General features: G+C 38.3%; 16 protein-coding genes and 2 tRNA genes. 12 read left to right on the top strand and 6 right to left on the bottom strand.

All coding sequences use genetic code 11. From position 1 onward, the window contains the following. Window positions 1-59: 59 nt before the first annotated feature. The 4 genes from AC0VZ4_RS09035 to AC0VZ4_RS09020 all read right to left on the bottom strand — a co-directional run bounded on the left by AC0VZ4_RS09035 (window position 60) and on the right by AC0VZ4_RS09020 (window position 2663). Window positions 60-881 carry a lysostaphin resistance A-like protein gene (locus tag AC0VZ4_RS09035; protein WP_475441510.1) on the bottom strand — a complete coding sequence of 274 codons (822 nt, stop codon included), beginning with the start codon at window positions 879-881 and terminating at the stop codon, window positions 60-62. A 119-nt stretch (window positions 882-1000) separates the two neighbouring features. Continuing rightward, complete coding sequence (locus tag AC0VZ4_RS09030; RefSeq protein WP_475441509.1) at window positions 1001-1870, bottom strand: LytTR family DNA-binding domain-containing protein; 870 nt, start codon at window positions 1868-1870, stop codon at window positions 1001-1003. A gap of 528 nt (window positions 1871-2398) precedes the next feature. Then, a tRNA-Ser gene (locus AC0VZ4_RS09025) sits at window positions 2399-2489 on the bottom strand. A gap of 83 nt (window positions 2490-2572) precedes the next feature. Continuing rightward, window positions 2573-2663, bottom strand: a tRNA-Ser gene (locus AC0VZ4_RS09020). Between the two features lie 251 nt (window positions 2664-2914). Between AC0VZ4_RS09020 and AC0VZ4_RS09015 the strand changes: the two genes are divergently transcribed. From AC0VZ4_RS09015 to AC0VZ4_RS08985, 7 genes are read left to right on the top strand one after another with little or no spacing between them, the layout of a single operon-like run. Next, window positions 2915-3580, top strand: a complete 666-nt coding sequence (locus tag AC0VZ4_RS09015) for a Bax inhibitor-1/YccA family protein (protein WP_475441508.1) — start codon at window positions 2915-2917, stop codon at window positions 3578-3580. Window positions 3581-3635: 55 nt separating this feature from the next. Continuing rightward, window positions 3636-3989 (top strand): sulfurtransferase complex subunit TusD, encoded by a 354-nt coding sequence (tusD, locus tag AC0VZ4_RS09010; RefSeq protein WP_007375715.1) that lies wholly within the window; start codon window positions 3636-3638, stop codon window positions 3987-3989. Then, on the top strand, window positions 3986-4342 hold the full coding sequence (tusC, locus tag AC0VZ4_RS09005; RefSeq protein ID WP_024600506.1) for a sulfurtransferase complex subunit TusC: 357 nt from the start codon (window positions 3986-3988) through the stop codon (window positions 4340-4342). The genes tusD and tusC overlap by 4 nt, the downstream gene beginning before the upstream one ends. Then, complete coding sequence (locus AC0VZ4_RS09000) at window positions 4339-4605, top strand: DsrH/TusB family sulfur metabolism protein (protein WP_475441507.1); 267 nt, start codon at window positions 4339-4341, stop codon at window positions 4603-4605. Before tusC ends, AC0VZ4_RS09000 begins: the two co-directional genes overlap by 4 nt. Before the next feature lie 3 nt (window positions 4606-4608). Then, window positions 4609-4938 carry a TusE/DsrC/DsvC family sulfur relay protein gene (locus tag AC0VZ4_RS08995; protein ID WP_007375712.1) on the top strand — a complete coding sequence of 110 codons (330 nt, stop codon included), beginning with the start codon at window positions 4609-4611 and terminating at the stop codon, window positions 4936-4938. After that, the gene (locus AC0VZ4_RS08990; protein WP_096793205.1) at window positions 4938-5624 is read left to right on the top strand and encodes a pseudouridine synthase; all 687 of its coding nucleotides are present in this window, start codon (window positions 4938-4940) and stop codon (window positions 5622-5624) included. Before AC0VZ4_RS08995 ends, AC0VZ4_RS08990 begins: the two co-directional genes overlap by 1 nt. After that, window positions 5617-6054 (top strand): NUDIX hydrolase, encoded by a 438-nt coding sequence (locus AC0VZ4_RS08985; RefSeq protein ID WP_033039907.1) that lies wholly within the window; start codon window positions 5617-5619, stop codon window positions 6052-6054. Before AC0VZ4_RS08990 ends, AC0VZ4_RS08985 begins: the two co-directional genes overlap by 8 nt. Window positions 6055-6214: 160 nt before the next feature. On the opposite strand, the gene AC0VZ4_RS08980 is transcribed toward AC0VZ4_RS08985, so the two are convergent. Continuing rightward, window positions 6215-7489, bottom strand: coding sequence for a sensor domain-containing diguanylate cyclase (locus tag AC0VZ4_RS08980; protein ID WP_475441506.1), 1275 nt, complete (start codon window positions 7487-7489; stop codon window positions 6215-6217). 622 nt (window positions 7490-8111) lie between these two features. Between AC0VZ4_RS08980 and mnmA the strand changes: the two genes are divergently transcribed. The 5 genes from mnmA (at window position 8112) to AC0VZ4_RS08955 (ending at window position 12917) form a co-directional block, all read left to right on the top strand. Next, window positions 8112-9212: a tRNA 2-thiouridine(34) synthase MnmA gene (gene mnmA, locus AC0VZ4_RS08975; protein ID WP_475441505.1), complete on the top strand. Its 1101-nt coding sequence runs from the start codon at window positions 8112-8114 to the stop codon at window positions 9210-9212. Further along, entirely contained in the window at window positions 9212-9814 is a 603-nt protein-coding gene (gene hflD, locus AC0VZ4_RS08970; protein ID WP_007375707.1) for a high frequency lysogenization protein HflD, read from the top strand. Before mnmA ends, hflD begins: the two co-directional genes overlap by 1 nt. 31 nt (window positions 9815-9845) lie before the next feature. Continuing rightward, complete coding sequence (purB, locus tag AC0VZ4_RS08965) at window positions 9846-11216, top strand: adenylosuccinate lyase (RefSeq protein ID WP_342866025.1); 1371 nt, start codon at window positions 9846-9848, stop codon at window positions 11214-11216. 87 nt (window positions 11217-11303) lie between these two features. Next, window positions 11304-12449 carry a ribosomal protein uL16 3-hydroxylase gene (locus AC0VZ4_RS08960; protein ID WP_475441502.1) on the top strand — a complete coding sequence of 382 codons (1146 nt, stop codon included), beginning with the start codon at window positions 11304-11306 and terminating at the stop codon, window positions 12447-12449. 9 nt (window positions 12450-12458) lie between these two features. Continuing rightward, the gene (locus AC0VZ4_RS08955; protein ID WP_475441501.1) at window positions 12459-12917 is read left to right on the top strand and encodes a GNAT family N-acetyltransferase; all 459 of its coding nucleotides are present in this window, start codon (window positions 12459-12461) and stop codon (window positions 12915-12917) included. 62 nt (window positions 12918-12979) lie between these two features. Here the strand turns inward: AC0VZ4_RS08955 and AC0VZ4_RS08950 are convergent, their stop codons facing one another. Continuing rightward, complete coding sequence (locus AC0VZ4_RS08950; RefSeq protein WP_475441500.1) at window positions 12980-13426, bottom strand: DUF4826 family protein; 447 nt, start codon at window positions 13424-13426, stop codon at window positions 12980-12982. Between the last annotated feature and the right edge of the window lie 111 nt (window positions 13427-13537).

Genomic DNA, 13537 nt, shown 5'->3' with positions numbered 1-13537 from the left:
TAAAAAAGGCGACAAAAAAATCATTATAATTAAAAATAATTCAAACATTATTAACTCCTTTAAGTGTTTTGTGTTGCTAATTTATAATGCTGAGACGAAAAACCTGGACGTTTTTTAAATAGTGTAGAAAGTGTTATTTGGCGCGGTTTACCACGACGGATAAGTAAGTTTACGTAGAGTATGCTTAAAATTATTGCAGTTGCCTTGAACAAATTGCCTTTTAAATCCCCTGCTGCACCACCTGACATGCTAAATATGCCATAAGCCGCATTCATAAATATATGCATCCATAATGGAAACCAAATACGGTATCCACATTCGCAAAATAACCACGCAAACCAAGTTCCTGCGATTGTTGTAATTGCAACAGCCATCACAGCTGAAATAGCATCATGTCCTTGATAAATATGACCCAAACCAAATATCGTTGAGCTAATTAATGCGGCGGGAATAAACCCCCAACGACAAAAACGAAATAACACGCCGAACAAAGCAGCTCTAAAAATTATTTCTTCAAAAACTCCCGCGTATATTGAACCTGTAATTATCCCCGTAATTGAAAGGTTTAGCGCGTTACTCAAATAAGCGTAGCCTATCACCATAGGTGTGCAACAGACTACCGCTGCGAGTAAATAACGTTGAAAACCTTCAATGTTGACACCTAAAACGTTGTACCAACTCTCATGTTTAAATAATAATGTTGCCACAACTAACAATGGCCCATAAATAAACAAGTATTTAGCAGGAAATAACAAAAGGGCTGATTGTTGATCAAGGTCAGATAGGACACTTACCCAGTTATCCCCCCAGAACTCTTTCATCATGTAATGACAAAATATAAATGTGGTGATTAGTAGCAGTGCTTTAATTGTATGTTTCATACGTACCTTCTTAAGTTACAATTTTAAATTCAACTTAATCATGGCAATCACTAATTATGAAATCGATCAATTAGGGCTAAATTTCATTTTTAGGTGCTAACTACATGTTTTTGGGGTCATCAACAAACATCCGGGGTTAACAACAAGGCTTGTTTAATGACATCAACATAAGTTCGCGAAACTGGAATTGTGAAATCAAATGAGTTCATCGATAACTGTAATCCTCCGGCATTCCCTTTACTTACTGCGGCTAATTGTAAATTAACTGCATAAGACCGATGACAGCGATATAAAAATGTATTTTGGGGTAATTGTTTTAATAAACCAGTTAACGTTATACGCAGCAATTTATGAGAAACAACATCGTTTTCTATCGTTGCGAGCTCACAGTAATTATCGGCTGACTTAATAAACAATATATCCGATAGCGCAATTGTTAGCTTGTCACCTTTATTATCGCCAATAAGTGTTATTAGACGGTGTGGGGGGACATTATTTTTTTCTACCTCTTCACAAGCACGCTGTTTAGTCTTAACAACCGGTATTTTTTCAGTTGTTAAGACCATATGCTTTGCATGACGATTGACAACAAATATGAAACTAATCGGGAATAACCCAACTGCTAATGTATATACAATGAAGAGTATTTGGTTTTGCCAATGCCAAGCCCCTAACATAGCAACAACAAAATATCCGTGGTTAAACAAAGCAGTAATTAAAATATAAAGGCTGGGGGTCACTATTATTCGAAATTTATTGCTAAGATTTAACCGAATTAAAAAGATCTCAATAAAACCCGAAAGCAATAAAGCGCAAAACGTGACTAAGCCGTAACCTGAAAGGCGGAGTAATTTATAAGGTTCAGTATCGTTGGTTGTACCAAAAGGTTGGAATACGAATAGAATAAATAGAGTTACTATCGAAAATAAAATTGCCCTGTATACAACCAACTTTCTTGACGCTAAATCATCTTTAAGCCACAACGTCATATTTTACATACCTTTAAAAACTCGCTTGCTAATAAAATACCACAAATTCATCGCTAATTACTGGTTTCATTTTCTCAGTAAATATAAAATGATAAGTAATACCAATTAGCTTATATACGAAGTCTATTTAACGATAAAGAAATTGCGCTATAACTAGGCGAATTTTTATACCTAGTCGGCTTGGTAACTGCTCCTGCGTTATCCTACAGGCTTACATTCATGTAAAAATAAGTAAAAATTGAGTAAAACATCCGCGTCCTGCTCACGCCCCTTACCTACATCCTATATGTAGGCAAACCCAAGAGCAGCGCACGCTTGGCATTTGAGCTGCGTTATCGCCTATTTATGGGGAAATAACCACATAACATAGGCTCTGCCTTGAACAAAAACCAAACAGTCTACTGTAAATTCAAGCTCGAAAGATAAAAAGGCCCTAATCTGCCCATATAGACTCTATTTAACAATAATGCATTTTAGTTTTTTACAGACACAAAAAAGCCCGCTAAATTAGCGGGCTATTTTGTTATATGGTGGAGAGATAGGGATTTGAACCCTAGATGGGCTATAAACCCATGCCGGTTTTCAAGACCGGTGCATTCGACCACTCTGCCATCTCTCCGATACTGCTAAGTTAAAAGTAAGAGTGTACTAATAACTATTTAAATGAATGATACTTTAATTACCACACACTTATTAAATAAGTGGTGGAGAGATAGGGATTTGAACCCTAGATGGGCTATAAACCCATGCCGGTTTTCAAGACCGGTGCATTCGACCACTCTGCCATCTCTCCGCACGGCCTGCATAATAGGGAAACCCATCCCTTTTGTGAAGCTTTTTTTTAAATTAATTGTTTAAGTGCTTAAAAAACAATTAATTTGTTTAAAGTTAAGACAAAGTGTTTTTAATTTAATCGCTAATGAACTTTTATTTAAATATTTGTCTCTATTGATCTACAAAGGTTTGCCCAAACATATAAGAGTTGGTAATCTAATTTTAGTTAAATTATCGAAACACACACGTTTCACTTAAAGGAGCTCTACAATGGCGTTTAATCAGTCGTACAATACCGCGAAACCGGTAATGTCTACCATTGAAACAAACAAGGTACTTAAAAACACCTACTTTTTACTAGCTATGACACTTGCATTTAGCGCAGTTACAGCCGGTATTTCAATGGCACTACAATTACCTTACTTTATGGGAATTGTGTTTACACTCGTTTCGTTTGGTTTATTATTTGTTGTAAATAAAAAAGCAGATACAGCATCTGGTGTATTTTGGGTGTTTGCTTTCACAGGTTTAATGGGGGCTGGCTTAGGTCCATTGCTTAACCATTATGCCGCATTACCTAATGGACCAATGCTTATTATGCAAGCCTTAGGTTCTACAGCGCTTATCTTTTTTGGTTTGTCTGCTTATGCACTAAATACTAAAAAAGATTTCTCATTTATGGGTGGCTTTTTAACTGTTGGCTTAATCGTTGTAATTGTAGCAAGCATCGTTAATATTTTTATTGGCAGTTCATTGATGTTTATGGTAATTAATGCAGCAGTTGTACTGATTATGTCTGGTTTGATTTTATTTGATACAAGCCGAATCATAAACGGTGGCGAAACTAACTACGTTCGTGCAACAGTATCTTTATACCTAAGCGTATATAACTTATTTACCTCTTTGCTTGCTCTACTTGGCGCAAGTGATGACTAATTAAATAGTTCTGTTAAAATAGCCCCTTTATTGGGGCTTTTTTATTGGAATTGTTTTGGCACGCTTTGTTCTTTCATTACATACACCACCATCCGATCACGATACCACGCAACGCATAGTTAAATTTGCGAATGCATGTTTAGCCCAAGGGCATACCATTGATGCTATTTTTTTATACCAGCAAGGTATTTATCATGCATCTACCCACTTTGATTTATCCTCAGACGAACTTCGAATTTCAGCACTTTGGCAGCAACTCGCTGATCAAAAACTAAATTTAATGCTGTGTGTTACCGCCGCGCAAAAGCGCGGGTTGGATATTAAAAACACAGGTGTATTTAAAGTCGCAGGGTTAGCTGAATTTGCAATGCTTGCAAGCGACGCAGATAAATGGGTGCAATTTAAATGATAAACGTATTAGTAATGAGTCAGTGCAGCCCATTTGACGATTTAAATATTCGTGATGCACTTGATATGACATTGATATTTGCTGCTGTTGACCAAAATGTAAGTTGGTTGTTTAGCGGCCCCGCCGTTTTAGCTTTAAAAAAGCATCAGCAACCAAATGATATTGGCTTAAAAGACTTTTTTAAAAATATTAAAACACTCGAAATTTACGATGTTGAAAACATTTACGTGTGTGAAAAATCATTGCTTGATTATGGTTTAAATAAACATGATTTACTCATAGAGGCAAAAGCACTCAACTTTAGCCAACAACAAACATTAATTAAAGCCCAGCAGCATGTGGTGAATCTATGAGCACGTTACATATTTTTTCTAAGCCGCTTAACTACTACTGTGCAAATCAATTAGAAAATTTAATTTTACCAACCGATAGCATTTTGCTGGTTGGTGATGCCTGCTTTGCAAAAAAACAATTTAGGCAGTTTGCAGATACACTGTTAATACTTGAACAAGACGCGCAAGTACGTGCAATAAAATTAGCAAATAACGATAAAGCAATTAGCTATGAAGACTTTGTGGCACTCACTTTATCAACTAACCAATCAATTACGTGGTAACTCATGCTTGAATTTAACAACCAACAGATTGAAACCGACAAACAAGGCTACTTGCTCGACCATACTTTATGGTCAAAGGAGCTGGCGCCTGTAATTGCTACTCAAGAAAACATCACACTTAGTGAGCAACACTGGGAAGTCATTAACTTTGTTCGTGATTTTTACATTGAATATAACACCAGCCCAGCAATTAGAATGCTTGTAAAAGCAATGGCTAAAGCACTCGGTGAAGACAAAGGAAATAGCCTTTATTTATATAAATTATTTCCTAAAGGCCCAGCCAAGCAAGCAACAAAAATTGCCGGATTACCAAAACCAGCTAGGTGCATATAATGAGAGCTAAATCAGGCAATAATCAAGCAGCACAAGCCAAGCCAAAAAGAAGTACTGGCCGTACTTATTCTCGCAGTGCACTTAATAAAACGCCTTCAGGTAAAAGAGAAATAAAGCCGCAAATAGCATCTAAAGACAGAAAAATTGTGTTATTCAATAAACCATTTGATGTGCTATGCCAATTTACAGATGACGCAGACAGAAAAACGCTTGCAGAATTTATCCCGATTAAAGAAGTTTACGCCGCAGGAAGATTAGACAGAGACAGTGAAGGTTTATTGCTTTTAACAAACTGTGGAAAATTACAAAACACCTTGACTGCTCCTGATAAAAAAACGAATAAAACCTACTGGGCACAAGTTGAAGGTGAACCAACGAGTGAATCAATTAATGATTTATGTAATGGCGTAGAACTTAAAGACGGGCTTACACTCCCCGCTAACGTTAAAATAATTGATGAACCTACGATTTGGGCGCGTAATCCGCCTGTACGTGAACGAAAAGCAATCCCCACTACTTGGCTAAGCATTACCATTAACGAAGGTAAAAACAGACAAGTCCGCCGCATGACGGCTCATATTGGCCACCCTACTCTTCGCCTCATTCGCTATAGCATTGGTAACTATACGTTGGATGATATTAATTGTGGTGAATACAAAGTAATTAAGGGCGTAGTTGATGCATAAACCGCATGTTACGGTTGCAGCTATAGTAAAAAAGCAAAATGAGTTTTTACTTGTAAAAGAGCGCGATAAATTTACAAAGCAAATTTGTTACAATCAACCTGCGGGTCATTTAGAGAAAAATGAGACACTTGCACAAGCTGCAAGCAGAGAGTTACTTGAAGAAACAGGCTTAGCGCTTGAGCCTATTGGCTTTTTAGGTGTGTATAATTTGCATGCCGATAACGCAGTGCACTATTTACGGTTCTGCTTCTTATTTGAAGCACCTCAGAATATACCAGTCCCAAAACCGCTAGATAGCAACATTATTAGCGCGAATTGGCACACCTACGAGCAAATAAAATCACTACCGCTCAGAAGTCCCCTAGTTTTAAAGTGTATTGATGATAGTCTAAATCGGCCAATATTAAGTCTCGAAACTATATACAATTAGGCTTAAACTATTTTAAGCCTAAGGCCTGTTTATCTCTCGAGGTTAAGTTTGCAGCCGTATGTTTAGTTTTTAGGTATCTCTGCGCCTGTAGTGCGTGGTTATCCCCGATAAATAGGCGCTAATGCAGCATAAATACCAAACAAAATAATATGCAGGTTATTTAATTAGCACTTAAAGCAATACAATTGCGGCCTTGTCTCTTTGCATAATAAAGTGCGCTGTCGGCTGCTTTTATAAAATTTAGCTCATCACTAGCTGTGCATTTATCTATTGTATTTATACCCATACTTACAGATAAAAAACCGGTAAAACTACCTTCATGCGCAATGGCTAAATTTTCTATCGCTTTTTGTATCTGCTCAGCTATAAACAAAGCACCTTGCTTGTCCGTTTGTGGTAATAAAACTATAAACTCTTCCCCACCATAGCGAGCAACAAAATCCTCAGGGCGACTCACTGTTGATGCTATTTTTTGAGCCACATCATATAAACAAGTATCACCCGCTACGTGTCCGTATAAATCATTAAATTCTTTAAAGTGATCTATATCAAGGATGATTAATGACAATGAACCTTCGTACGCCTTCGCACGCTCAAACTCATGTGTTAACTTTTCGTCAAATCGACGTCTATTCGCTATTTTCGTCAGCGCATCCAAAAAAGCCATATCACGTAGTATATCTTGTGCTTTTAGACGTTCAGTGGCATCGTAAAATACTGCAATAAATTCATCGCCATTATCAATACCCGACACTTCCATTACTAACTTGCTACCATTACTGCAACGAACACGATAGTCATTTGCAGGAATATCATTGTTATTTTCCTTCGCAAACTGCAAAGAGTTTTTCCATAATGCTTTGGCTGATTTTCTATACTCTGGATCTGGAAAAGCCTTTTCCCACCAAGCAGCTAAATTAGGCACTTCATCTAACGTGTAACCAAAAATATCAACAAAGCGTTGATTTACTTTTAATAGATCACCAGTTCGAGCACACACATTACAAATTGGCATTGGCAGCACAGTAAACAACCTAGCGTAATGGCTTAGCTCATGTTTGCGCATTGGGTGTTGTGTGCTTGATGATACATAACTCGCAGGGATGTCAGTTATGCTTGATGCAAGTTTGGCATCCATTTCTAGCGTGAAGTACCATTCAAGCCACCAACGTTCCACACATTCAAGTGCTGACTTTTCTAAATGCTCAGTGCAAGAAATTGAACGTTTAATTAAGCTAAACACCTCATTTATAGGGTGTGGTTCTTGGCAAAAAGAAGGGTTTTTAAACTTAATCAGTTCGTAAAAAAGACGATAAGCCGATTGCTTAAATTCACTTGAGGGGTTATTTAGTAACTCACTAATAGGCTGATTAAATTGACAAGTGTAATATTCAACTAACGATTTAATTTTATTTATTTGTTCAACGTAGTTCATATATTCATTCCATTGATTATATTGGCCAGCTCACTAAATCGATATAACGAGGTTATATCCTAGGGCGTGTTGACCTTTGTAGATTGAAACTTGTTCAATCTAGGGGCGATTTAATCGCGGCGCGAGGTTTGTAACCTAGTGGGCTAAGTAAAAACCGAGCAACAAAGAGTTAATCGTCCCTAAAAAGAACTCAAAGGGCAGCGCATGTTTGGCATTTATGCTGCGTTATCGCCTATTTATGGGGGATAACCACACTACATAGGCTCTGCCTTGCCCAGATACCAAACAGTCTGCTGCAAAATCAATCACGAAAGGTCAACACGCCCTCGTGCGGGCGCAGTTTATATTTACTGCCGAATATTTGAAAGAAAATAATACTAAATCACTGAAAAAATATAACAAAATTTACTCATACTCATAACATAGTTAGCAATATAAAAACCTAATTAAAACAAAAGGATTGTTTTTTATACTTTCTAAGTTTCTTTTTCTATTTGTTATATAAATAAAATAGTGACTAATTCCTTCCTTTGCCCCTTTACTCTCTTTAAGGACAAACAAAATACATGCTATAATCGCGGCCTTTCCAAGTTAACAGCAATCTGTATAAGCGAAATTATTCATGAGCGAAAATAGTCACATTAAAGTCATTGTTGGCATGTCCGGCGGTGTTGATTCTTCTGTATCTGCATATTTATTACAACAACAGGGCTACCAAGTAGAAGGCCTGTTTATGAAGAACTGGGAAGAAGACGACAATGATGAATATTGTGCTGCCGCTGATGATTTAAAAGATGCACAAGCTGTGTGCGACAAATTAGGCATTGAGCTTCACACTGTTAACTTTGCAGCAGAGTATTGGGATAATGTATTTGAATACTTTTTAGCAGAGTACAAAGCCGGTCGTACTCCAAACCCAGATATAATGTGTAATAAAGAAATTAAATTTAAAGCCTTTTTAGAATTTGCGGCTCAAGCACTCGGTGCTGACTTTATTGCAACGGGTCACTATGTTCGCCGTGAGCTTCGCGATGACAAATACGTTATGTGTCGCGGACTTGATAACAATAAAGATCAAAGCTACTTCTTATATACCCTAAGCCATGAACATATCGGCCAAACCTTATTCCCGGTAGGCGATATCGAAAAACCAGAAGTACGCCGCATAGCAGAAGAGCAAGACCTAATCACGCACGATAAAAAAGACAGCACAGGTATCTGCTTTATTGGTGAGCGTAAATTTAAAGACTTTTTACAAAAGTTCTTACCAGCACAACCTGGCGTTATTGAAGACACTGACGGTAATAACGTAGGCGAGCACGAAGGCTTAATGTACCACACACTTGGACAACGCAAAGGCTTGTTAATTGGTGGTATGAAAGAAGGTTCTGGCGAACCATGGTACGTAGTTGATAAAGACTTAGAACGTAACGTACTTATTGTGGGCCAAGGTAAAGATAACCCTCGCCTATACAGTAATGGTCTTAATGCAAACCAATTGCATTGGGTTGATCGCATTGGTCCTAAAGGTACCACTCGCTGCACAGTAAAAACACGTTACCGCCAAGAAGACTTAAGCTGTACCCTACTTGTAGGTGAAGACGGCATGGCCCGCGTATTGTTCGACGAGCCACAAAAAGCAGTGACACCTGGTCAATCTGCCGTATTTTACGCAGAAGATGTGTGTTTAGGCGGTGGTATTATTGATTCGGTGATCAAGTAATGAATGAACACCAAGTCATGGCGCTTGCCGCCATGTGCCAAGTGGCTAAGCAAGTTCAAAAAATTGCCCAGTACGGCAGTAATAATGAGCACGACTTAGAAGTATTACTTTCAAGCATTATTCAAACATCACCGGCTTCGCCAGAAGATGTTTACCAAGGTACTGACAACTTACGTGATGGCTATAAAACATTAATGGCGCAGCTAACCGCAGGCGCTCAAAAAGATGTTGAAATAGTAAAATACGTAGGTGGTTTAATGCAGCTTGAGCGTGCGCTAAGTGCAAACGATAAAAGCTTAAACGAATTAGGCAAACGAATTGATGATATTCATCGTCGTTTAGATCATTTTGCTATTACCGACGAGAGCGTTGTTGCCGGTTTAGCAGATATATACTCGTCGGTGCTGAGCCCCCTAGGGCACCGAATACAGGTTTATGGTAAACCCGAGTTATTAAAACAGCAGCTCACTCAAAATAAAATCCGTGCGTTATTATTAGCCGGCATTAGAAGTGCAGTATTATGGCGACAAATGGGCGGTAAACGCCGTCACTTTTTCTTTGCAAAAAGAAAAATACTCGCCATTGCTAAAACAAAAATTTAACTATCGTTCAAACTAAAATTTAGGAGTTATTATGGAGCTTTCAGCGTTAACGGCTATCTCTCCAGTGGATGGTCGCTACGGCAGCAAAACCACTGAACTGCGCAGTATTTTCAGCGAATTTGGCTTAATCAAATACCGCGTAATTGTTGAAGTGCGTTGGTTGCAAGCGTTAGCTGCAGCAAGCGATATTAAAGAAGTGCCTGCATTTAGCGAAGAAGCTAATGCACTTCTAAACGCCATTGTAGATAACTTCAGTGAAGCTGATGCACAGCGCGTTAAAGACATTGAACGCACAACAAATCACGATGTTAAAGCGGTTGAATACCTACTAAAAGAAAAAGTCGCCGATAACAGTGAGCTTCACGCAATCAATGAATTTATTCACTTTGCTTGTACTTCAGAAGATATTAATAATCTATCTCATGGTTTAATGCTAAGCGAAGCGCGTAAAAACGTTTTACTTCCTTATTGCGATGAACTTTTAAGCGCAATTAAAGAAAAAGCAATCGAATACAAAACAATCCCAATGATGACTCGTACACACGGGCAACCTGCTACACCATCGACTATGGGTAAAGAGTTTGCTAACGTATACATGCGTTTAAAACGTCAACGCGGGCAAATTGCTCAAGTAGAAATGTTAGGTAAAGTTAACGGTGCTGTTGGTAACTACAACGCTCACCTTAGCGCATACCCAGATTACGACTGGCATACACACGCAGATAAGTTTGTATCAAGCTTAGGTTTAACACTAAATCCATTTACGACACAAATTGAACCGCATGACTATATTGCAGAGTTGTTTGACGCAATTGCACGTTTTAACACTATATTGCTCGATTTTGATCGTGACATGTGGGGCTACATTGCCCTTAATCACTTTAAGCAAAAAACAATTGCTGGCGAAATTGGCTCATCAACAATGCCGCATAAAGTTAACCCAATTGATTTTGAAAACTCAGAAGGTAACTTAGGCTTAGCAAACGCTATTTTTGCTCATCTTGCACAAAAATTACCAGTTTCTCGCTGGCAGCGTGACCTTACCGATTCAACGGTATTACGTAACTTAGGTGTAGGTATGGGTTATGCGATTATTGCATACCAATCAACACTTAAAGGTGTAAGCAAGCTTGAAGTAAACGAGCAACGTTTAGCTGACGAGCTTGATCAAAACTGGGAATTGCTAGCCGAGCCGATTCAAACCGTTATGCGTAAATATGGCATTGAAAAGCCATACGAAAAACTTAAAGATTTAACACGCGGTAAACGTGTAAATCAAGAAATAATGGCTGACTTTATCGATGGTCTTGACCTTCCAGAGCACGCTAAAGTAGAAATGAAAAAACTAACACCTGCTAATTACATTGGTCGTGCTGTTGAGTTTATTGATGATTTAGTTTAAAAACTAAATTGCTCTTTTAAAAAGCGAAAGGATCATCCTTTCGCTTTTTTTGTTTTACCCCATTGCACTAACTAGTAGGCATAATGTATGTATCAATTAAAAATAAATAATTTGTCTGAGCAAGAGTTTTTAAGCCATTTTTGGCAAAAAAAACCGCTTTTAATCAAACAAGGTTTTACTGATTTTCAAGACCCACTTGATGCTAATGAGCTTGCTGGTCTCGCAATGGAAGAAAGCATAGAGTCACGCATTATCACCAATCATAAAAATGATTGGCAAACGCACCAAGGTCCATTTGAAGACTTTGATCAGTTAACAGACGATCACTCTACATTGCTCGTGCAAGCAGTTGATCACTGGCATAGCGATGCTGCACAACTACTAGAACCATTTAGGTTTATTCCAAACTGGCGCATAGATGATTTAATGATCAGCTATTCAACGCCTAATGGTGGTGTTGGCCCACACTTAGATCAGTACGATGTATTTATTATTCAAGGCGAAGGCAAACGTCATTGGCGTGTAGGTCTGCCTGATCCGACACTTAAGCAGTTTGCTCAAAACAAAAAATTACTGCAAGTAGAAGCATTTGAAGCCGTAATAGATTGCATATTAGAGCCCGGCGATATTTTATATATTCCACCTGGGTGTCCTCACGAAGGTTACGCTGTAGAAAATGCACTCAATTACTCAGTTGGTTTTAGAGCCCCTAATCAACAAGATTTATTGTCGAGCTTCGCCGATCATATTATTGATACCGAAAGCGGTCAAAAACGCTACACCGATGGTAATCTCACACTCAGAGAATCTAAAGGTGAGCTTAATAATATTGAAGTCACTAAAGTTAAAACATTAATGCAAGGACTGCTTGAAAACGACACGTTATTCAAACAATGGCTAGGAACAACCTTAAGCCAACCTAAACATGAAATGGACTTAGCGCCTGCTGAAGAGCCATTTTCAGCTGAGCAAATAACGAATGCATTAACTAATAACACCATTGTGTTTGAACGCTTAGGTGGCACACGCGCTATTTATCAATTGCTTGAAGAAAACATTTTGTTAAGTGTAAACGGCGAAAATTACACTGTGTTATTAACTGACTTAGCTGCTGTGAAACTACTAACTGACGATATCGAGTTTGAAGCCTCGCAGTTAAAATTTTTAAAACCTAGCCTAGTATTTATTCAAACCTTTACTACACTCGTTAATGAGGGAATTTGGTTTAACTAGGAGTTTGCCATGGGCTATCAAGTTGATAAAGTAGAATGGGCTATACGTAAGGATATGCTTCAACTAATTCGTGAGCGTGTTTTTGTTTATGAATTACGCATACCTAAACGTATAGAATTTGATAGCCTAGATAAATTTGCGTTGCATGTACTTGTTACAGACGACACTCACTGCCCCGTTGCTACAGGCCGATTATGTACTGATGGCTTAATTGGTCGAATAGCTGTACTACCCGCACACCGAAACCGCAATGTATATAAATCGCTTCTCAATTTCATTATTGATTTAGCATCAAATCAGGGGATAGAAGCCGTCAGTATTAATTGTATTCTAGATGAAGTAGAACGTTTTAAGCGAAATGGCTTTATTCAGCAAGGAAATGTGTTTATGGAGGCGGGAATTCCTAGGCAACGTATGCAATGCTCTGTTTCGGCGTTTAATACAACGCCTTTCACACTTGTCCATTAGATAAAGAAAAGGGCAATAAATAAACCATCACCCTCTACTTTTTTACTTAACCCAAACTGTAGTTACTTTGGTTCATTTGCCCACAGAGGTTCATTTTCATACATTTCGTACAAGCCATGTGCTCTATTTATAAGTAAGTTAGCAAAATCTACCTGCGTTTTGTCACGGGCGCCTGTACTCGTAATTTGATCCGCTTTTAATTGCCACTGCAAAGAAAAGTAACGCATTGCATCGCGGGCATCTGTAGCCGCACTAACCTCAGCATGATCTGTAGGTAACCGCCCTGTTACCACCCAATATGTTTTACCATTTTGTGCTTTAAATTTCCACATTGCGCAAAGGGGCGCTAAAAATCGGCTATCTTTATCAACTACTGATTTTGGCATAATGCCCTTTTCAGCTAAGTGCTTTTGCGCTGCCTGAAAACATTCACGCTGCCATGCAACACCTTGTTGCTCTGCTAAAGCTTGCTCTTGTGCTGTTAACGGTTTTTTTTCTTGTTGCTGCATTTTTAATAACCTTTTACTTCTTTTTTTACACTCTAAGGGCTTAGTAAATAAGGTGCAAGTATAAAATGGCCGTTTACACCTTCAAGCGCTCTGTTTGCTGAATTTTCAGCC

The organism is Pseudoalteromonas sp. QJM3NY_22, from assembly GCF_056173065.1.
This window is presented reverse-complemented; position numbering and strand designations above follow the sequence as displayed.

What these genes read in the sequence shown, in the direction of transcription:
- AC0VZ4_RS09000 (WP_475441507.1), top strand. Translation starts at nt 4,339, where the DNA reads ATGAGCACGTTACATATTTTTTCTAAGCCGCTTAACTACTACTGTGCA.
- AC0VZ4_RS08980 (WP_475441506.1), bottom strand. Translation starts at nt 7,489, where the DNA reads ATGAACTACGTTGAACAAATAAATAAAATTAAATCGTTAGTTGAATAT.
- AC0VZ4_RS09030 (WP_475441509.1), bottom strand. Translation starts at nt 1,870, where the DNA reads ATGACGTTGTGGCTTAAAGATGATTTAGCGTCAAGAAAGTTGGTTGTA.
- mnmA (WP_475441505.1), top strand. Translation starts at nt 8,112, where the DNA reads ATGAGCGAAAATAGTCACATTAAAGTCATTGTTGGCATGTCCGGCGGT.
- AC0VZ4_RS08990 (WP_096793205.1), top strand. Translation starts at nt 4,938, where the DNA reads ATGAGAGCTAAATCAGGCAATAATCAAGCAGCACAAGCCAAGCCAAAA.
- tusC (WP_024600506.1), top strand. Translation starts at nt 3,986, where the DNA reads ATGATAAACGTATTAGTAATGAGTCAGTGCAGCCCATTTGACGATTTA.
- AC0VZ4_RS09035 (WP_475441510.1), bottom strand. Translation starts at nt 881, where the DNA reads ATGAAACATACAATTAAAGCACTGCTACTAATCACCACATTTATATTT.
- purB (WP_342866025.1), top strand. Translation starts at nt 9,846, where the DNA reads ATGGAGCTTTCAGCGTTAACGGCTATCTCTCCAGTGGATGGTCGCTAC.
- AC0VZ4_RS08950 (WP_475441500.1), bottom strand. Translation starts at nt 13,426, where the DNA reads ATGCAGCAACAAGAAAAAAAACCGTTAACAGCACAAGAGCAAGCTTTA.
- AC0VZ4_RS08955 (WP_475441501.1), top strand. Translation starts at nt 12,459, where the DNA reads ATGGGCTATCAAGTTGATAAAGTAGAATGGGCTATACGTAAGGATATG.
- AC0VZ4_RS09015 (WP_475441508.1), top strand. Translation starts at nt 2,915, where the DNA reads ATGGCGTTTAATCAGTCGTACAATACCGCGAAACCGGTAATGTCTACC.
- AC0VZ4_RS08960 (WP_475441502.1), top strand. Translation starts at nt 11,304, where the DNA reads ATGTATCAATTAAAAATAAATAATTTGTCTGAGCAAGAGTTTTTAAGC.
- hflD (WP_007375707.1), top strand. Translation starts at nt 9,212, where the DNA reads ATGAATGAACACCAAGTCATGGCGCTTGCCGCCATGTGCCAAGTGGCT.
- AC0VZ4_RS08995 (WP_007375712.1), top strand. Translation starts at nt 4,609, where the DNA reads ATGCTTGAATTTAACAACCAACAGATTGAAACCGACAAACAAGGCTAC.
- AC0VZ4_RS08985 (WP_033039907.1), top strand. Translation starts at nt 5,617, where the DNA reads ATGCATAAACCGCATGTTACGGTTGCAGCTATAGTAAAAAAGCAAAAT.